A 19,943-nucleotide genomic window follows, 5' to 3' on the forward strand; every position below is an offset into this window, starting at 1 on the left:
CGCCGAGCTATACTCGGCCTCACCCATCACCTCATACTGCCAGTTTTTACACCTTGACGGTCCAGTGCCATAAGTTGCTGTACTGGGACTGGGACCCTTAATTCCTCTCCAGGCCGACTCACTGGCACAGCACTGGTGAAGAGATCGCCAGTTACCCCGCGCACCTGCTCTCCAGTGCGTAATCCCACTGAAGCGGGTACAACGATATGCGCAGGGACATCTCGATTTCTGATTACCCCATTCGTCGCTTCTGGCACGGTCGGCGCCAGGAAGATTCTGTTGAACAGTTGGAGTGCCAAAGTCGGAAACGGGTATGCCTTAATTTCATCTGTAACGCCATCGAACGTCACCTTGACCAACACATTCAGTGCGCTTTCATGCTTGAAGCGCTCAAGTTCACTGCGCAATACGGTTTCGGTCACACCCACCAAATCGCCGACCAGTTGCCCTCGCGCCACGTAGAACGTATGCGGGGTACCATCCACCAATGTGCCCTGCGCGCTGATCCAATAGCGCTGCCCTTGGGCAATCAACGGCCAGGCCTCGACCGTGGCGCTGGCATCGCCCGCGAAACGGCTGAGGTCCAGCGTGCCGCCGCTGGCCTGAGGTACCACCGGCACAGGCAAATGTTGCTGGCCGAGTACACTTACCGGTAGCTCCAAAGGCTGGGACAGCACGGCGGGGTTGGCGCCGCGGATAACGGCATAAAGCACCCTGATAGTCTTGCCCTGACTGGCCGCGACCACGGAGACCGGGATATCAAAGTCGACATAACCGAAAAGGCTGCCATTTTTTTGTTCGGTTTGGTGTGAGTCCGCTACACCTTCACCGCGCCAGTCCACGGCCAGGATATCGGTTGCCAACATACCGACATAGTCAACCCGCACGGTGGCGCCGTTTCGCGCATTGTTCGGATCGAGCGTACCGCCCAGCGCCTCTCTCACCGTAGGCTTATCCAGAATCAGCCCCTGTTGGCGCTCGATCCGGAACGTCAGTGCCGGCGACGTGTCGACCCTGCCGCTCTTGCGTGTGACCTCATAGGTCACCGATACGCTGGTATCAAGGTTGCCAATGATGTACGGCTCATAGTCGATATGGATGGCAATTGGAAATCCGACGTTACTCTTATCGACTTCAACTTTGATGGTGAAATTGAAGCCAGCACCGCCTAGCCACCTGAGGGTTATTGAATCGCCCTCGGTCTTGCCCGGGTACTGGGGGATGTTGGCCTTGGTCCCGTTGCGAACCTCGTCAGGATCGAGGATAAAGTTTTTGAGGCCGACTATGGCTTCAGCAATGCGGCTGTCTGCTCGGGATTCACTGAGCGTGGTCATGATGGGCTCCGGAAGGTGATCAGCGCGGTGCGAGTGTGTTGCGGGGTAGTGTGCGGAAAATCCGGGCATCCGGTAACTGACAAAAATACTAGGTGGCACCAAGTTTCCGCTTCGCTCTTGCTTTGGTGCGGGGGGTGTCAAATTGCTTCGAAAGATTTTAAGTCTGGTCATTTCAGGTCCTAGGAAATAACCTACGCGGTCTGTCGATGCCCTTCTGATTGCTCTGGGAAACCAGCCCTAATAGGCTTGCTTGGTCACTGTCGGTTCAGTGATCGGGTGTGGAAACCCGGGTATATCGTGAGTGCTGTCGTTATGGCAGTTGTGCGCGGGAGGCTTCAGGGCCTGCCGGGGTTACTCACGACCTGGTTTTCCACCCCGCGTACAACTGCCACCCTTCGTGTGGAAACGAGCGGTCGTAGTTCAATCTCGTGAGGCTGTGCCATGAAGAAGATTGTCCCCGATCCACCCTCGCTCTATCCCACCCTCGAAAAACCGTTCGGCGACTGCCCCGCCGGTCACCCGCAATTGTTCTCCGTCAACGCCGGCCTCGCCCCGCACGACGCCCTGGTGCATATCTCGCTGTACCTGCGTTGCGCGTATGACACGGGCAACAAGGCTTTCGATGGAATCGATGAATCATCCAAGGGCTTTCTCTGGTCCACCCTGCATTCGGTGGAGATGGCCAAGGGGCTGGCTGAGGCTCTGCTCGATGCCCTTGAGGATGGCGAGTTGAATCCGCTTTAAAAGCATCGCGGGGCAAGCCCGCTCCCACCGGGATGGTGGTAGCCCGGTGGGAGCGGGCTTGCCCCGCGATGACGCAGCTAGTCAGTCAACTTACGCAATTCAGCACGCACCAATTCAGGAATGGCGGTCGACTTGTTGCTGGCCCGGTCTACATACACATAGACAACGTAACCAAGCGCTGACACTTCAGCCTCGTCATTGCGGAAGATCCCCAGTTCATAACGGGCACTGCTGCTACCCAGGTGCGCAATACGCAGGCCCACGGTCACCTGATCAGGAAAGGTGATCGACGAAAAGAAGGTGCAGCTCGACTCGACAATCAGGCCGATGACCGGGCTGCTGTCGATATCCAGCGTCCCCTGCGCCACCAGGAACTGGCTGATCGCCGAATCGAAGAATGAGTAGTAGACGACGTTCTGTACATGCCCATAAGAGTCATGGTCACCCCAGCGCGTGCCGAGGGTGTAGAAACGCCGAAAGTCTTCGCGACGGGGACGGTAGGCCTTCTCGCTCATAGCACCTCCAGCGGATTGGCGGCACTGTGGTTGGTACTGGATTCCGTCGCAAGCATAGGAAAAACCTCATACGAGTATTTTGATAGTGTCCGCTCGTGTGCAGACGAGCCTGGGCTATCACGATATACACTCGCTACCGCGCAGCCCCCCCTCCCGGACCGGGGGGAGCAGTCGAAAAAGCGGGGGGGCCTAAGGCGACACCTGTGAAAGTTTACTAATCGCTGGTCAGCGCCAGAGACTTGCCATTAGATATCAGCATGCTGCGATACCGCACGCTCAACCAGCAGTTTGCAGGAAGCGACCAACTAGTGAGCACTGAAATTTTCGCTTCGCTCTTGCTGTTGTCCGTGGGGTGTCAAATTGCTTCGAAAGTTTTTAAGCCTGGTCATTTCAGCTCCCACGCGAGCTCGTTAATAAGCACGTAACCCTGACCAGTTTGTACGCCATCTACTTCTATGTAGTGGATCATTTCGCCCTCGGGTGCAGTGTACGTTGTAACTGCGACTTGCTCTCGGGCGACTTGCAGCGTTTCCAGGTGACTGGACGCGTTGTAGTAACTTATTTTGGCAACCCCAAGCCTGTCGACAGAGCTAATGGTATAGGCTTTGAGGGTCTTGGCGGGAAAGGCAATGGTTAGCCTTACGCGTGACGAGGAGGTAAGCCTCAACAGACCATTTTCGATCTTGCAATCCTTGTCACCCCCACCTTGAGATAGGAGCCTGATGACAGTGCCCAAGGGGGTTGTCAAATTTTGGCCCACTCTCAGCTCTGTGGGCGCAATTCCTTGGAAGTCTTCCTTTCCCCGCTGCCACTGGATCAGGAACGAGAGTGGCTGCGACTTAGCGTCTTGGCCGTCCTTGCGCTTGACCTCATAGCTCACCGACACACGGTTATCGAGGTTGCCGATGATGTACGGATCATAGGCGATCCTGACTGGAATCGGAGCACCGACGTTGCCTGCATTCACGGGAATGGTGGTGGTGAAACTGGGACCTGCTGCGCTTTGCCAGGTAAAGGTTATTACGTCGCCTACCGCCTTGCCGTGGTACTGGGGAATGTTTGCGTTGGTCCCATTGGGAACTTCGCCGGGATCTAGAATCAGGTTCTGCAGGCCGACGATGGCCTGAGTATTCTGGCCGAGTCCATTGGCGATGGTCATGTACGGCTCCTGAAAGTGAATGGTGCAGGGTTGGCGTGCTACTGGGTATTCTGCGCAGAACTAGAGCTTCAGGTAACTGACAAAAATGCTAGGTGGCAGCGTGTTTTTTATACCTGCCTACTTGTCGAGGATAGTGGCGAGTTATCTTTCGAGCATGAAACAAACACCCAAGGCCTTTCACCCTGGTATTTTTGTCAGGTGACAACAATTAGTGAAAGGTTGAACATCCCGATGCGACCTCCAACCAATTGGGTGTTCACAATGAACTCTTCGTCACCAGCTCCGGCAGCAACGCCATTTGACCCGTTCGACAAGACGCAGGTACAGGCATTTGCAAAAAGAGGCAAAGGATCAGCCAGGCATACCCCACCTACGGTGATTGAGGCCCCTGACGGCAACCTCAACCCGCTGCTCGGTGCAACGGTGCGTATTAGCTATTCGGAGATGGACGCCAACGACTCCGTGGTGGTGAACTGGGAAGGAGAGAATGAATCATCGCAATGGTCGTCCTTACCTACGAAAGTAGGAAATAACAACCCGCTGGATATCGCGGTTCCCGCCTATATTGTGATTGCCAGCGCAGAAATGTCTGTGCAGATCACCTACATCGTGATCAAGGATGGAGTTCCAAGCTTGTCCCAGCCGCTTGCCCTGAAAATCGGACCGATAAGCCAGGGGCCAGGCCTGATTCATGACGATTTTGAGGATGCTCCATTAGGGGCATTTACAGAGCTCAAACGTCCAGGCATGACAATCAAGGTACTAAGCGGCGGTGCAAACATCATCAATAATGGCCTTACTAACAAATCCATTAGTACAGCTAACAGGAGTAACTTAGAGGTCATATTTGATACAGAAATCAGCCTCTTCGCCTTTAGCTTTTCAGCCTCCGGCGATGTAAATAAGGGCTTACTTTTCAGGGCTTACGCCAGCGATGAATCTAACGTCGATAAAGACCACGGTACTAATTCGGTGCTACACAGGAACTGGCTTAGTGGCAAAGGCAAGAAAATAAAGAAAATTTTATTCTCTCGCCTCCATGAAAGCTCGAACACTACCTACATGCTCGATGACTTTTGGTTTGTATAAATCATTGTAAACTGAACTGCGCCCTAAAAGCTGGACACCCATCCAACCTTTAGGGGCAGTTCAAACACAGAGAGCAGGCAAATGCCCGCGCGCTTTGACATGACCGGGGTTGCCCCATATATGGGCGTCAACTCACAATATCAGCGGGGTGTGGGGCACCTCGAAACGCTTCACAATAAGGGAAAGCAGTTGCTAATAGTCGTAGCGATCCACTGCCCGGCGCCGCTCGTTGTCGTCACGCATGTCGTAGTTGGCGGTGGTCTGGATGTTGCTGTGGTGTGCGAGTTTCTGCGCAATCGACAGGTCGTGCTCTTCGATCACCCGGGTGATGAACGAGCGACGGAAGTCATGGGGCATGATCTTTACCCCGACCTGAGTGCCGCGCTGACGGGCAATGTAGTAGATCGCATGCTTGGTGATGCGCTCGCGGGTGATGTGGCTGCCGCGGCGAATGCGGTTGAACAGGAAGTCATCATCGGCCTGGCCTTCTGGCAATTGCTCGCGCCGAAAGGCCAGCCAGGCGTTGAGTTTGTCGAACGCCCAGGTCGGCGCGTATTTGATCAGTTGCTTGTTGCCCTTGCCCAGCACCTGCAGGCTGCGCTCGTGGAAATCGACCTGGCTCAGGTCGAGGTTGACCGATTCGGATTTGCGCATGCCGGTGCCATAGAGCAAGGCGATCACCGCCGCATCGCGCAACCCCTGCGGGCGCGGGTCGGCAGCGCAGGCGTCCATCAGTTCACGGATCAGGCTGCGCTTGAGGTTGCGCCCGCTGGCCAGTCGTGTGCCCTGGGTCGGTTTGACGCTGCGGATGCGCAGCAGCTGATCCTGGCTGATCAAGCCCAGACGCCAGGCCTCGTTCATCACCCCACGCACCGCATTGACGTACAGCGACGAAGTGTTGGGCGCATAACCATCGGCGCGCAAGGCCGCCACCAAGGCGGTGACATGGCCAGGTTCAAGCTGGTGCCAAGGTATATCGCTGATGTCGCAATCCTCGAAATCCAGGCGGTCGGCGGCATCCTGGAGGATGTACTTCATGGTCAGCTGACTGGAAGGCGCCAGGCGGGCGAGGTATTGCAGCAGGGGGTTTTGCAGTGAATCGGACAAACCGGGAATCCTGTAGAACGAAGCTGGGGGCAAATGCCCCATGTCATGACCAGGTCATTGATTGGCAAGCCATTTACACCCGGTACGGATGCCGATAGTACCTCATCCGACCCGTTCGGATCGATTGAAGGCAATATCATGGCGTGCCCTGCCCCCGGCTTGCGGCTACAGTTGCTCAAGGTCCCCATAGCCCCGAGACAACATGGCATTTCATCGACTGAGCCGCAGCCACCCGCGCTTGAGTATCGCCGCCCTCGTCGGGCTCCTGAGCGGTTGGCTGCTGCCGGCGAACGATTGGGTCGAGCATGTGCTGATCGGCTGGAACAGCGGCGTCTGGCTCTACCTGCTGTTGATTCTGTGGCTGACGCTGGGCGCCAACGCAGAAAAGGTCCGCAAGGTTGCCAGTATCGAGGACGAGAACGCCGGGCTGGTGCTGTTCACGGTCAGCATCGCGGCCATTGCCAGTCTGGTCGCGGTGGTGCTGCAACTGGCGGCCGGCGCTCAGCTCGAAGATGGGCCGACGGCGCTGCAGCTGACCTTTACCGCCTTCACCGTCGCCGGCTCGTGGCTGCTGATCGGTGCGATTTTCAGCCTACACTATGCCCACCTGTTCTACACCGCCCAGGCGCACACGCCGCTGCTACGCTTCAGCGATGGCGAACGTCACCCCGACTATTGGGACTTTCACTACTTTTCCTACACCTTGAGCGTCGCGGTACAGACCTCCGATGTCGGCGTGGCCGGGCGGACAATGCGCCGGGTGGTGCTGGCCCACTCATTGGTAGGGTTTATCTTCAACACCGCCATTCTGGGTTTTACCATCAACATGGCCGCCACACTGATCAAGTGAAAGCCGGCCTTCGAGCACCTGCACAGCACACCGGGCGATGCGCTGGCAGGCCTGCTCCAGACGCTCACTGTCGAGCACCAGACCAATGCGCAAGTGCCCCGCCGCACTGGGGCCGAAGGCATCACCGGCGAGCACCGCCACCCCGTGTTCCTCCAGCAAGCGCTCGGCAAAAGCCTGCGCCCCCAGGCCGGTGGCGCGGATATCAACCATCACGAACATCCCGCCGTCCGGCTTGTGCACGCTGATACCCGGACAATCGGCGAGGCTGGCACACACCCGGTCACGCCGCTCGCGGTAGCTGTCACGCATCTGCCGCACCTGCGGCAGCTCCTGTTCCAGTGCCACCTGGGCGGCATCGAGGATGAAATCCGGCAGACCGAAGAGCATGCACAGCGCCAGGTTGCTCAAATGGTCGCACAACGCCTGCGGAGCAATGACCCAGCCGACCCGCCAGCCCGACATGGCGTGGGATTTGGACAAACTGTTGATGGTCGCGCAGCGCGCAGCCATGCCCGGCAGGCTAGCCGGGCTGAAATGCGCGCCTTCATACAGCAGCTCGCTATAGACCTCATCAGAGATCAGCCACAGGTCTTGCTCGATACAGATCTGCGCCAGACGCTCCCAGCTGTGCCTGGGCAAGCTGGCTCCGGAAGGATTGTGCGGGCTGTTGAGCAGCAACGCCCGTGTGCGTGAGGTAACCCGCGCGGCGACGTCGGCCGGATCGACGCGAAAGCCTTGCTCGGGACGTACCGGCACCGGTACCACCTTCGCTGCGCAGGCACCAAACACAGCCTCGTAGGTGACATACATCGGCTCGGCGACGATGACCTCGTCACCGGCATCGAACAGGCACTGGGCCACGCCATACAAGGCACATTGCGCGCCGGCCAGCACCACCACTTCCTGCGGATCGACCCGCTGGCCACTTTGACGCGTTTGCTGGCGAGCAATGGCCTGGCGCAAGCCAAGGCTGCCACGCACGTCGGAGTAGTGCGTATTACCGGCACGCAGACTGTTTACAGCGGCCTCGACAACAGGCTGCGGCGTATCGAAATCCGGGTCGCCGATCGACAGCAGGAACACCTCGCGCCCCTGCTCGCGCAGTTCCAGCGCGCGGTAGTGGATGTTCCAGGCAGCAGCACCGTCACCGGCGATACGTTGGGTGAGCGTGGAATAACGCATGGCGGTCTCCTTGACTGAACCCGGGGGAGCCATTGGTCCGAAAATCCCAGGCAGGCATCCCAGCCGACTGTCGGTAAAAATAGCAGAGCGCCATTGCCCGCAGCGGGGAAATGTTGCCGGCAAACGTTTGCCGTTCCGGTCTTTGTTTTCAGGGGATTTTGCAGTCGCCAATGGCCAGCTTGAAAGAACCGGAAAACTGTCATGACCGCGGGCGGACATTCACGGTAGCGGTGCTATGTTTAGGTTTCTTGAATGTTCGCCAAGTCTTGAAGCACAGCTTGCTCCGCTCGCCCTGTTGTTCACCCCTACATGGAGGCCGGAATGAACAAACTGACGTTTCCCAACGCCTGCCAGGTGATGCGCTGGTATTTTCATCCGCTGGGCTTCGAGGCCAGCATGGATGCCCCGCGCAGCATGGTTGCTCGGCTGTTTGACCGGGCCACCGGTGAAACCCTGCTGGCTATCGCCGGAATTCCCTGCGCCACCCTCATGCCCGCTGCCGATGTCGAACGGATCATCGAAGCCGTCGAAGCCGAACTCGACGCCTTCGAGCCGTCCTGCAACCTGCGCGCCGCAGGCTGAGCTCAGCTGAGTGCCAGTGACTGGCGGGCGCGCTCGATATCGACGATAAACCGCTCGGCCGGCAACGGCTGGCCGAGCAGGTAACCCTGTAGCGAGTCGCACCCCAGGCGGGTGAGGAAGTTCTGCTGGCGGTCGGTTTCCACCCCTTCGGCAACGATGCGCAAGCCCAGGGCCTGACCCAGGGCGACAATCGCCGAGACAATCGCGGCATCATCGCTGTCCTGCTCCAGGTCGCGGACGAAACCGCGGTCGATCTTCAACTCGTTGGCCGGCAGGCGCTTGAGGTACATCAGGCTCGAATAGCCGGTGCCAAAGTCGTCGATGGACAGATCCACGCCCATGTCCGAAAGCTGCTGCAGCACCGCCATGCTCGCGTCGGCATCGTGCATGGCGGTGGTTTCGGTGATTTCCAGGGTCAGGCTGTTGGCCGGCAACTGATGACGCGCCAGTACCTTGGCAACGCTGTCGACCAGCCCGCTGTGGCAGAACTGGATGGCCGAGAGGTTGACCGCTATCCGCCAGTCGCTGTAGCCCTGGTCAATCCAGGCACGCATTTGCCGGCAGGCTTCATCCAGCACCCATTCGCCAATCGGAATGATCAGCCCGGTTTTCTCTGCCAGGGCGATAAAGCGATCCGGCAGCAGCAGACCATGCTGCGGATGCTCCCAGCGCAACAGCGCTTCGGCGCCGATGGGCTGGCAGTCCTGGGCATCGAACTTGGGCTGGTAGAACAGGCGGAACTGCTTTTGCTCAAGCGCCACCCGCAGGTCCTGGAGCAGTTGCAGCTGCAGGCGCGCATTGCTGTTCATCGACACGTCGAAGAAGCTGTAACCGTTTTTGCCGGCACTCTTGGCGTGGTACATCGCCGCATCGGCGTTGCGCAGCAGTTCATGCTGGTCGATACCATTGCCCGGGTAGAGGACGATGCCGATACTCGCCGAGATCTGCAGGCTCTGCTCCGCCACGCGGAAGGCACGGGAAATCAGGTTGACCTGCTTGGCCGCAACGCCCAGGGCGTCGTCAGGCTCCTGCATTTCCACCAGCAACACGAACTCGTCGCCGCCGATACGGGCCAGGGTGTCCTGGCTGTGCAGATGGCCGCGCAGGCGCAGTGCCACTTCCTTGAGCAGCAAGTCGCCCATATGGTGGCCAAAGGCGTCGTTGACCGGTTTGAAGCCGTCCAGGTCGATAAACATCAGGGCGAAACAGCCACCCTGCTCCGCCACCTTGTTGATCGCCTGGTCGATGCGATCGGCCAGCAGCGTGCGATTGGGCAAACCGGTCAGGGTGTCGTGCAGGGCCAGTTGGGTAAGCTCCTGGTTGGCGCGGGTCAACGAACGCGCCAGTTCCGCCGTGCGGGCTTCCAGGCGCGCGTCGAGCACCGAGGTCAGCAGCGCCACCGCCAATACCGCCAGGGTGGTGATCAGCACCAGGTAATCCAGGCCGTTGCCACTCAGGCCAGTGCCCAGGGCGCCACAGAAACTGCCTTCCGGGAAGTTGGCCGCCGCCATCGCGGTGTAGTGCATGCCGACAATCGCCACGCCCATCACTACCGCCGCAGCGCCACGGATCTGCCGGACATACAGGGTTTGCTGACGCAGGCGGAAGGCAATCCACAAGGCTGCCGCCGAAGCCCCCACGGCAATTACCAACGACAGGCCGAACAGCAACGGGTCGTAGTCGATGCCTGGCTGCAGCAACAACGCGGCCATGCCGGTGTAATGCATGCTGCTGATACCCGCGCCCATGATCAGCGCCCCCAGGCCCAACTGGGTCCAGGGCAGGCTCGGCTGACTGACCAGCCACAGGGCAAAGCCGGAAGACAACCCGGCGATCAGCAGCGACAAAAGCGTCAGGGTCAGGTCGTAGCCCAACGGGATCGGCAAGCTGAAAGCGAGCATGCCGATGAAGTGCATCGACCAGATACCGAACCCCATCGCCAGCGCGCCACCGCTGATCCACAGGTACACCGCCCGGCCCTTGGCGGTGGCGATGCGTCCGGTCAGGTCGAGTGCGGTATAGGAAGCAAGAATGGCCACACAGAGCGAAATCAACACCAACGAAGAAGAGTAACTACCGATCAGCATTTGGCCTTCCACAACCCTTGGAACCGGGCACTGGTGCGGCCCGGGTAAAAGCCGATGATTGTACTCAACCTTTGGCGAAACGCACGGAGTTTTCGATGGCATTTAGCGATGACAACTGAATTGCCAAAAGCCCAATACTCAAACAACAAATATCGTTATAAATCATGTAGTTGCATAGCAAATCTAATGTCTGATTTTGCTTATTCATGCAATTTGCAGCAACACACTCATGAAGCGACAGCAAACATTAACAATGCTATGCAACTACATGTTTTTATTCATTTTTTATAAGAAAACTCAAGGCGACTCGGCAAACGCCGCCTGCGCATCCCAGCCGCCGCCCAGTGCCGCTATCAACTGCACGCTGGCCACCAGCCGCCCCTGCAGCAAGGTCAGCACACTGCGCTCGTTGCTCAGCGCGGTGGTCTGCACGTTGACCACATCCAGGTAGGCGATCAGCCCCGCCTTGTACTGGTTGCTGGTCAGGCGCAGTGATTCGCGTGCGGCGTCCAGGGCTTCGCTGCGCACCCTGGCTTCGTCCTCGTAGACGTCGAGCTGCACCAGGTAGTTTTCCACTTCCTTGAAGCCATCGAGCACCGCCTGACGGTACTGCGCCACGGTCTGGTCATAGACCGCTACGGTACGGTCGACTTCGGCCGAGCGCTGGCCGCCGTCGAACAGGGTCATGGCCAGTTGCGGGCCCACCGACCAGAAGCGGTTGGGCAGGCTGATCCAGTCGTTGAAGCTGCTACTGCTGTAGCCGCCACTCATGCTCAGGGTCAGGTCGGGGAAGTACGCAGCACGGGCCACGCCGATGCTGGCGTTGGCCGACATCACCTTGCGCTCGGCCGAGGCAATGTCCGGGCGACGCTCCAGCAGTTGCGAAGGCAAGGCCACAGGCACCTGGGGCAATGCCGGGATGTCTTTGCTGTCGGCCAGGGCAAAATCGGCCGGTGCCTTGCCCAGCAGCACGGCAATGGCGTTTTCCAGCTGGGCGCGCTGCCAGACCAGGTCGATCAGGTCGGCCTGGGTACTTTTCAGCTGAGTTTGCGCCTGGGCTACCGCATCCTTGCCAGACACCCCGGCGCGGTACTGGTTCTCGGTCATGGTCAGCGAGCGCTGATAGGTCGCGACCGTGGCTTCGAGCAGGCGTTTCTGCTCGTCCATCACCCGCAGTTGCAGGTAGTTCTGCACCAGCTCCGATTGCAGGCTCAGGCGGATCGCCGCCATGTCGGCCAGGCTTGCCTCGGCACTGGCCTGGTTGGCGGCCAGGCCGTCCCGCAGCTTGCCCCACAGGTCGGCCTCCCAGCTGACCCCAAGGCTGGTGCTGTAAGTGTCGCGGATGCCGCTGCTGGAGTTACTCAGGCTCGAGCTGGAACTGCCGGTGCCCTGACTGGAGCGGTTCTTGCCGGCGCTCAGGTCGACGCTGGGGAACAACGCACCACGGGCGCTGCGCACCAGCGCCTGGGCCTGACGGTACTGGGCTTCGTATTGGGCGACTGTCTGGTTGCTGGCGTTGAGCTGTTCGACCAGGTCGTTCAGTTGGGCATCACCGTACAGCTGCCACCAGGCGCCACGGGCCAGGGCGTCGGAAGGATTGGCCTGGGTCCAGCCAGCAGCATGCTTGAACGCCACCGGTTCCGGCGCTTGCGGGCGCTGGTAGTCCGGGCTCAGGGTGCAGGCGCTGAGCATCGCCAGGCACAGGCTGGAGGCCAGCAGGCGCGAGCCACGGGCGCCCAGCAGTTGCTGCAGGGAGCGGTCGGAGAGAAACGGACGTCGGGTCATAGCGGGGTTTCCAAAGCAGCGTCGGTGCGCACGCCACGCCAGTGGTTGAAACGATGGCGCAAGCGGTCCAGATAGAGGTAAACCACCGGGGTGGTGTAAAGCGTGAGGACCTGGCTGAAGACCAGCCCGCCAATGATGGTCAGGCCCAGCGGCTGGCGCATCTCCGAACCCTCGGCATGACTGAGCAGCAACGGCAAGGCGCCGAGAATGGCGGCGATGGTGGTCATCAGGATCGGTCGCAGACGCAGCAGACAGGCACGGCGGATCGATTGCTCCGGGCTCAGCTGTTCATGGCGTTCCAGTTGCAAGGCCAGGTCGATCATCATGATGGCGTTCTTCTTCACCACGCCAATCAACAGGAACAGGCCGAGCAGGGAAATCAGGCTGAACTCGCTACCCACCACATACAGGGTGAGCAAGGCCCCTACCCCGGCCGACGGCAAGGTCGAGAGAATGGTTAGCGGGTGAATGTAGCTCTCATAGAGAATCCCCAGCACCAGATACACCGCCAGCAGCGCCCCGAGGATCATGAACGGCTGGCCCTTCTGGCTTTCGGCAAAGGCATCGCCGGTGCCGCCGAGCTTGGCGATCACGTCCTCGGGCAAGCCGACCTTGGCCACTGCCCGCTCAACTGCAGCCAGTGCCTGGTCCTGACTGTAGCCTTCGGCGATGTCGAAGTTGATGCTTTCAGAGGCGAACTGGCCTTCGTGGCTGACCCGGTCGTCGGCCAGGCTGTTTTCATAGCGGGCAAAGGTCGCCAGCGGTACCCGGGCGCCGTCAGCGGTGATCACCTGGACCTGCTCGAGGCTACGCGGGTCCTGGGCGTATTTGGGGTTGATCTCCATCACCACCTGATACTGGTTCAGGCTGTCGTAGATGGTCGAAATCTGCCGCTGGCTGTAGGCGTTGTTCAACACCGAGGTGACCATGCTCATGTCGATCCCCAGACGCTTGGCCTGTTCGCGATCGACCACCAGGGTGACCTGCTGGGTACCGCCACCTTCGCGGGCATCGATGGCAGTGAGTTCCGGCAGGGCCTTGAACGCCGCGACCACTTTCGGATACCACTCGCGCAAAGCGGACAGCTCGCTGCTCTGCAAGGTGTAGAGAAACTGCGAGGTGCTCTGGTCGCGGCCACCGCCGAACTGCAGGTCCTGGTCGGCCATGAGGAACAGGCGTCCACCAGGCACCTTGGGCATTTCCTTGCGCAAACGCTCGATGATCTTCTGCGCGGATATCTTGCGCTCGCTGATCGGCTTGAGGCGCACCAGCACCATGGCGTTATTGGTGCCGCTGTTGCCACCGATAAAGCCGGCGACGCTTTCCACCGCCGGATCCTTGAGCAGGGCCTGACGGTAGATTTCCATCTTCGGCTGCATGACCTGGAACGACAGGCCGTCGTCACCGCGGACAAAGCCCATCAACTGACCGGTGTCCTGCTGCGGCAGGAAGGTCTTGGGTACCACCACGTACAGGGCGATGTTGACCGCAATGGTCACCAGCAGGCTGGCCAGGGTCAGGCGCCTGTGACGCAGTACCCAGTCGAGGCTGCGCCCATAGCTGGCCATCATGCGCTGGTGCAGGTGCTCGCTCCAGCGCTGCAGGCGCGTCTGCCCTTCTTGTGCCTGGGGCTTGAGCCAGCGCGCGCAAAGCATCGGTGTCAGGGTCAGGGAAACCACCAGCGAGACAACGATCGCCACCGCCAGGGTGATGGAGAACTCGCGGAACAACGAGCCGACGATACCGCCCATGAACAGGATCGAGACGAACACCACCACCAGCGACAGGTTCATCGACAACAGGGTGAAGCCAACTTCCTTGGAGCCCAGGTAGGCAGCGCGCATCGGCGGCACGCCTTCGTCGATATGCCGGGAGATGTTCTCCAGCACCACGATGGCGTCGTCCACCACCAGGCCGGTGGCAAGGATCAGCGCCATCAGCGACATGTTGTTCAACGAGAAGCCGCACAGGTACATGGCCGCAAAGGTGCCGACCAGCGACACCGGCACCGCCAGGGTCGGAATCAGCGAGGCACGCAGGTTGCCGAGGAACAGGAACACCACGAGGATCACCAGCACCACGGCGATGATCAGGGTGTGCTCGGCTTCCTTGAGGGTCGCCTTGATCACCGGCGAGCGGTCCATGGCCACGTCCAGCTTGACGCTGGCCGGCATCAGCGACTCCAGGGCCGGCAGCTGCTCCTTGATCTTGTTCACGGTCTCGATGATGTTGGCGCCAGACTGGCGGTTGATCACCAGCAGCACCGCGTCCTGGTCATTGAAGAAGCCGCTGTTGTAGCGGTTCTCCACCGCGTCGGTGACCTTGGCCACATGGCTCAGGCGCAATACCGCACCGTCCTGGTAACGGATCACCAGCGGCTCGTAGTCCTTGGCCTTTTCCAGCTGGTCGTTGGCCTGCACCTGCCAGCTGCGCTGAGGGTCTTCGATAAAACCCTTGGGCCGGCGCTGGTTGGCGTTGGCGATGGTCTGGCGCACATCGTCCAGCGCCACGCCGTACTGATTGAGCAATTGCGGTTCGAGTTCGATGCGCACCGCCGGCAGCGAACTGCCGCCGATCTGCACCTCGCCTACCCCCGGCACCTGGGACAGACTCTGCGACAGGATGGTCGAGGCCAGGTCGTAGAGCTGGCCCTTCTGCAGCACGCTGGAGGTCAGCGCCAGGACCATGATCGGCGCCTGCGACGGATTGAACTTCTTGTAGGTCGGCATGCTGCGCATACCGCTGGGCAACAGGTTGCGCGAGGCGTTGATCGCCGCCTGCACTTCGCGCGCGGCCGCATCGATATCACGGCCCTGGTCAAAGCCGAGAATCACCCGGGTCGAGCCCTGGCTGGAATTGCTGGTGAGCGTAGTGACCCCGGATATCGCGCCCATGGAGCGCTCCAGTGGAGTCGCCACGGTTGAGGCCATCACCTCGGGGCTGGCCCCCGGCAGGTTGGCCTGGACCACGATCACCGGGAACTCGATCTGCGGCAGCGGCGCCACCGGCAACAGGCCGAAGCTGACACCACCCAGCAGCATGATCGCCAGGCTCAGGAGCATGGTCGCCACCGGGCGGCGGATAAAGGGTGCGGAGAGGTTCATGACAGGTCCTGCACCGCGGCGTCAGGTTGCGGGCGCATGCGCCGCGCCAGGCGATCGAAGTACAGGTAGATGACCGGCGTGGTGAACAGCGTCAGCACCTGGCTGACCAGCAGCCCGCCGACCATCACCAGACCCAGCGGCTGGCGCAGCTCGGCGCCGGAACCGGTGGCGAGCATCAGCGGGATGGCGCCAAACAGGGCCGCCAGGGTGGTCATCAGAATCGGCCGGAAGCGCAGCAGCGCCGCTTGGTAGATCGCCGCTTCCGGTGCCATGCCCTGGTTGCGCTCGGCCTCGAGGGCGAAGTCGATCATCATGATCGCGTTCTTCTTGACGATACCGATCAGCAGAATGATGCCGATGATGGCGATCATGCCCAGGTCGTTGCCGGACAGGATCAGCGCCAGCAAGGCGCCCACCGCCGCCGACGGCAGGGTCGAGAGGATGGTGACCGGATGGATGTAGCTCTCGTAGAGCACGCCAAGCACGATGTACATGGTCACCACCGCCGCCAGAATCAGCAGCAAGGTGCTCGACAGCGAGTTCTGGAACGCTTCGGCCGCGCCCTGGAAGCGGGTCTGCACGCCGACCGGCATGCCGATCTCCTGCTGCACCTGCTCGATCGCCTTGACCGCCTCACCGAGGGCCACGCCTTCGGCCAGGTTGAACGACATCATCACCGCCGGGAACTGGCCGATATGGGCAATTGCCAGCTGCGCCTGACGCTGTTCGATACGCGCCAGGCTCGACAGCCGCACCTGGCCGCCATCGGTGGCTTTGACGTGGATCTGCTCGAGCACCTGTGGCCCCAGGCTGGAAGCGGCTTCGGCCTGCAGCACCACGCGGTACTGGCTGGCCTGGGTGTAAATGGTCGAGATCTGGCGCTGGCCGAAGGCGTCGTACAGGGCGTTGGTGATGTCGGCGACGTTGATGCCCAGGCGGCTGGCGGCATCCCGGTCGATCACCAGGAATACTTGCAGGCCCTTGTCCTGCAGGTCGCTGGCGACATCGGTGAGTTCCGGGCGCTGTTGCAGGGCATCGACCAGCTTGCCGCTCCACAGCGCCAGCAGTTCGGCGTCCGGGGACGACAGGCTGAACTGGTACTGGGTGCGGCTGACCCGGTCTTCGATGCTCAGGTCTTGCACCGGCTGCATGAACAGACGGATGCCGACCAGCTTGTCGACCTGCGGCTGCAGCCGGGCGATCACCTGGGCGGCGGTCAGGTCGCGCTCGCCATGGGGCTTGAGGTTGATCAACAGACGCCCGCTGTTGAGCGTGGCGTTGTCACCGTCGACGCCGATGTAGGACGACAGGCTCTGCACCGCCGGATCCTGAAGGATCACCGCACTGAGCTGTTGCTGGCGCTCGCTCATGGCGGCAAAAGACACCGACTGCGGCGCTTCGGAAATACCCTGGATCACCCCGGTGTCCTGTGCCGGGAAGAAGCCCTTGGGCACCACCAGGTACAACAGCACGGTCAGGGCCAGGGTCGCCACCGCTACCAGCAAGGTCAGCGGCTGGCGCTTGAGCACCCACTGCAGGCCACGGCCATACCAGGCGATCATCCAGTCAATCCAGGCACCGCTGGCACGGTAGAAGCGCCCCTGCTCCTGCTCGGTGGGCTCGCGCTTGAGCAGGCGCGCGCACATCATCGGCGTCAAGGTCAGCGACACGACCAGGGAAATCAGGATCGCCACCGCCAGGGTGATGGCGAATTCACGGAACAGGCGCCCTACCACATCGGCCATGAACAGCAGCGGGATCAACACCGCGATCAGCGAGAAAGTCAGCGAGATCAGTGTGAAACCAATCTGCCGGGCACCCTTGAGCGCCGCCTGCATGGGGCTTTCGCCTTCCTCGATGTGCCGGGAAATGTTCTCCAGCATGACAATCGCATCGTCGACGACAAAACCGGTGGCGATGGTCAGCGCCATCAGGGTCAGGTTGTTGATCGAGAACCCGGCCAGGTGCATCACCGCAAAGGTGCCGATCAGCGACAGCGGCACGGCCACCGACGGAATGATCGTCGCGCTGAAGCGGCGCAGGAACACGAAGGTCACCATCACTACCAGGGCGATGGCCAGCAGCAGTTCGTGCTGAACATCCTTGACCGAGGCGCGGATGGTCTGAGTGCGGTCGGTGAGTACGCTGACATCAAGGCCGGCCGGCAGGTTGTCGGTGATCGACGGCAGCAGGGTCTTGATCCGGTCAACCACCTCGATAACGTTTGCGCCCGGCTGACGCTGGATGTTCAACAGCACTGCCTGGTTCTGGTTGGCCCAGGCCGCCAGGCGCTCGTTTTCGGCGCCGTCGACAATCTCGGCGACGTCCTTCAGGCGCAGCGGCGCACCGTTGTTGTACGCCAGGATCAGGTTGGCGTACTCCTCGGGGGAACGCAGTTGGTCGTTGGCGTCGAGCATCGACACCCGCGTCGGGCCGTCGAAGTTGCCTTTCGGCTGGTTGACGTTGGAGGCGCCGATCAGGGTGCGCACATCCGCAAGGTTGAGTCCGGCAGACGCCAGGGCATCAGGGTTGACCTTGATCCGCACCGCCTGGCGCTGACCGCCGGCGATGCTGACCATGCCGACGCCGCTGATCTGCGCGATTTTCTGCGCCACGCGGGTGTCGACCAGGTCGTTGAGCTTGGGCAGCGGCATGGTTTTCGACGAAATGGCCAGGGTCAGCACCGGGGTGTCGGCCGGGTTGACCTTGTTGTACACCGGCGGTGCTGGCAGGTCGCTGGGCAACAGGTTGCTGGCGGCGTTGATCGCCGCCTGGACCTGCTGCTCGGCAACGTCCATGTTCATGTCCAGGCTGAAGCGCAAGGTCAGCACCGAAGCGCCGCCGGAGCTGGTCGAGGCCATCTGGGTCAGGCCCGGCATCTGCCCGAACTGGCGCTCCAGCGGCGCAGTGACTGCGCTGGTCATTACTTGCGGGCTGGCACCCGGATACAGGGTCATGACCCGGATGGTCGGGTAATCGACCTGCGGCAACGCCGCCACAGGCAGCAAGGTGTAGGCGATCAGGCCGGCCAGGACAATGGCCAGCATGCTCAGGGTGGTCGCCACCGGGCGCAGGATGAACAGCCGCGAGAGGTTCATGCGCCGGCCTTGTCCTTGCGGTCCGCGGCAGCGGAAGCATCGTTGTTGTCCTGCCCCTGCAGGTGCTGGCCAGGGGTTTCCGGGACTTGCGAGCTGTCGTTGACCACTTCTACCTCACTGCCGTCACGCAAGCGGTCGGTACCTTCAAGCACCACCCGCTCGCCCTTGGCCAGGCCTGCGGTGACCACGGTGTGGTCGCCGTCGCTGGCGCCGAGGGTGAGTTTGCGGATGCGCACCTTGTTCTCGCCTTCCATGACATACACAAAGGAGCCGTCGGTGCCGAACTGGATGGCGGCCGAAGGCGCCAGCACCACGTTGGTCAAGGTGTCGGCCAGCAGGCGCACGTTGACGAACTGGTTGGGGAACAGCACTTCGTTCTGGTTCTCGAAGAACGCCTTGAACTTCAGGGTGCCAGTGGTGGTGTCGATCTGGTTGTCGAGGCTGCGCAACTCGCCGACGGCCTGCTGCTTGAGGTCGCCGCGGTCCCAAGCTTCAACCGGCAACTTGGCGCCGCTGCGGTAGCGGGCCAGCACGGTGCTGAGCTCCGACTCGGGCAAGGTAAAGGCCACGGTGATCGGCTGGGTCTGGGTAATCACCACCAGTGCCGTGGTGTCGTTGGCTGCCACCAGGTTGCCGACGTCGAGCTGACGCAGGCCCAGGCGGCCGGTGATCGGTGCGCGGATACGGGTGAAATCCAGGTTCAGCTTGGCATCGCCGACCGCCGCCTGGTTGGTCTTGATGGTGCCCTGGAACTGGCCGACCAGCGCCACCTGAGTGTCGAGGGTCTGCTTGGCGATACTGTCTTCGGCGTACAGGCCTTTATAGCGTTCCAGGTCGATCTGGGCGTTTTTCAGCTGCGCCAGGTTCTGTGCCAGGGTGCCTTCGGCCTGTTGCAGGGCGATCTGGTAGCTGCGCGGGTCGATCTCGGCGAGCAGGTCGCCGGCCTTGACCTTCTGCCCTTCCTGGAAGTTGACCTTGACCAGCTCGCCACCTACCCGGCTACGGACGTTGACGGTATTGGTCGCGGTCACCGTGCCCAGGGCCTTGAGGTAGACCGGGAAGTTGCCGACAGTAGCCGGTTCGACGCGCACCGGCACCGGCCCGGCAAAGGCCCCGAAGCCTGGTCGCCCGCCCTTGCCACCGGGTGCGCCGGCAGCCTTGTGCGCCGCTGGAGACGGCCACAGCCACCAGCACAGGCCGGCAACCAGCAGCAGGATCAGCAGGCCGACAAGCCAGCGACGAGGGGAACGGGAACGAGAAAGCATCGGTTGATCGACCATTGGACTGGAAAGAATTCTTTTGAGGAG

General features: G+C 61.0%; 14 protein-coding genes. 4 read left to right on the top strand and 10 right to left on the bottom strand.

Annotated features, from left to right (window positions below; genetic code table 11):
• Positions 1-26: 26 nt before the first annotated feature.
• Positions 27-1,334 (bottom strand): hypothetical protein, encoded by a 1,308-nt coding sequence (locus PSAKL28_RS13930; RefSeq protein ID WP_038611374.1) that lies wholly within the window; start codon positions 1,332-1,334, stop codon positions 27-29.
• 441 nt (positions 1,335-1,775) lie between these two features.
• On the opposite strand from PSAKL28_RS13930, the gene PSAKL28_RS13935 reads away from it, so the two are divergent.
• A complete protein-coding gene (locus PSAKL28_RS13935; protein WP_038611377.1) occupies positions 1,776-2,078 on the top strand; it encodes a DUF3077 domain-containing protein in 303 nt (100 codons plus the stop codon).
• A gap of 77 nt (positions 2,079-2,155) precedes the next feature.
• On the opposite strand, the gene PSAKL28_RS13940 is transcribed toward PSAKL28_RS13935, so the two are convergent.
• Complete coding sequence (locus PSAKL28_RS13940) at positions 2,156-2,593, bottom strand: acyl-CoA thioesterase (RefSeq protein WP_038611380.1); 438 nt, start codon at positions 2,591-2,593, stop codon at positions 2,156-2,158.
• A gap of 385 nt (positions 2,594-2,978) precedes the next feature.
• Positions 2,979-3,752 carry a hypothetical protein gene (locus PSAKL28_RS13945; RefSeq protein ID WP_038611383.1) on the bottom strand — a complete coding sequence of 258 codons (774 nt, stop codon included), beginning with the start codon at positions 3,750-3,752 and terminating at the stop codon, positions 2,979-2,981.
• A 261-nt stretch (positions 3,753-4,013) separates the two neighbouring features.
• Here PSAKL28_RS13945 and PSAKL28_RS13950 point away from each other — a divergent pair, with 261 nt between their 5' ends.
• Positions 4,014-4,841 (top strand): hypothetical protein, encoded by an 828-nt coding sequence (locus tag PSAKL28_RS13950; protein ID WP_157687030.1) that lies wholly within the window; start codon positions 4,014-4,016, stop codon positions 4,839-4,841.
• A gap of 192 nt (positions 4,842-5,033) precedes the next feature.
• Here the strand turns inward: PSAKL28_RS13950 and PSAKL28_RS13955 are convergent, their stop codons facing one another.
• Positions 5,034-5,990 carry a site-specific integrase gene (locus tag PSAKL28_RS13955; RefSeq protein WP_371261973.1) on the bottom strand — a complete coding sequence of 319 codons (957 nt, stop codon included), beginning with the start codon at positions 5,988-5,990 and terminating at the stop codon, positions 5,034-5,036.
• Between the two features lie 160 nt (positions 5,991-6,150).
• Between PSAKL28_RS13955 and PSAKL28_RS13960 the strand changes: the two genes are divergently transcribed.
• A complete protein-coding gene (locus PSAKL28_RS13960) occupies positions 6,151-6,798 on the top strand; it encodes a DUF1345 domain-containing protein (RefSeq protein ID WP_038611393.1) in 648 nt (215 codons plus the stop codon).
• On the opposite strand, the gene PSAKL28_RS13965 is transcribed toward PSAKL28_RS13960, so the two are convergent.
• Positions 6,724-7,980 carry a pyridoxal phosphate-dependent aminotransferase gene (locus PSAKL28_RS13965; protein WP_038611396.1) on the bottom strand — a complete coding sequence of 419 codons (1,257 nt, stop codon included), beginning with the start codon at positions 7,978-7,980 and terminating at the stop codon, positions 6,724-6,726. The genes PSAKL28_RS13960 and PSAKL28_RS13965 overlap by 75 nt on opposite strands.
• Before the next feature lie 321 nt (positions 7,981-8,301).
• On the opposite strand from PSAKL28_RS13965, the gene PSAKL28_RS13970 reads away from it, so the two are divergent.
• Positions 8,302-8,562, top strand: coding sequence for a DUF1652 domain-containing protein (locus PSAKL28_RS13970; RefSeq protein ID WP_038611399.1), 261 nt, complete (start codon positions 8,302-8,304; stop codon positions 8,560-8,562).
• 2 nt (positions 8,563-8,564) lie between these two features.
• Here PSAKL28_RS13970 and PSAKL28_RS13975 read toward each other — a convergent pair whose 3' ends face one another.
• The 5 genes from PSAKL28_RS13975 to PSAKL28_RS13995 form a co-directional block, all read right to left on the bottom strand.
• On the bottom strand, positions 8,565-10,649 hold the full coding sequence (locus tag PSAKL28_RS13975; protein WP_038611403.1) for a putative bifunctional diguanylate cyclase/phosphodiesterase: 2,085 nt from the start codon (positions 10,647-10,649) through the stop codon (positions 8,565-8,567).
• 297 nt (positions 10,650-10,946) lie between these two features.
• On the bottom strand, positions 10,947-12,434 hold the full coding sequence (locus tag PSAKL28_RS13980) for an efflux transporter outer membrane subunit (RefSeq protein WP_038611406.1): 1,488 nt from the start codon (positions 12,432-12,434) through the stop codon (positions 10,947-10,949).
• Positions 12,431-15,538, bottom strand: a complete 3,108-nt coding sequence (locus PSAKL28_RS13985) for an efflux RND transporter permease subunit (RefSeq protein ID WP_038611409.1) — start codon at positions 15,536-15,538, stop codon at positions 12,431-12,433. Before PSAKL28_RS13985 ends, PSAKL28_RS13980 begins: the two co-directional genes overlap by 4 nt.
• Positions 15,535-18,636 (bottom strand): MdtB/MuxB family multidrug efflux RND transporter permease subunit, encoded by a 3,102-nt coding sequence (locus PSAKL28_RS13990; RefSeq protein WP_038611412.1) that lies wholly within the window; start codon positions 18,634-18,636, stop codon positions 15,535-15,537. The genes PSAKL28_RS13985 and PSAKL28_RS13990 overlap by 4 nt, the downstream gene beginning before the upstream one ends.
• The gene (locus PSAKL28_RS13995; RefSeq protein WP_038611414.1) at positions 18,633-19,916 is read right to left on the bottom strand and encodes an MdtA/MuxA family multidrug efflux RND transporter periplasmic adaptor subunit; all 1,284 of its coding nucleotides are present in this window, start codon (positions 19,914-19,916) and stop codon (positions 18,633-18,635) included. Before PSAKL28_RS13995 ends, PSAKL28_RS13990 begins: the two co-directional genes overlap by 4 nt.
• Positions 19,917-19,943 lie beyond the last annotated feature (27 nt).

Origin of the sequence: Pseudomonas alkylphenolica (assembly GCF_000746525.1) — a bacterium.
GTDB lineage: Bacteria > Pseudomonadota > Gammaproteobacteria > Pseudomonadales > Pseudomonadaceae > Aquipseudomonas > Aquipseudomonas alkylphenolica.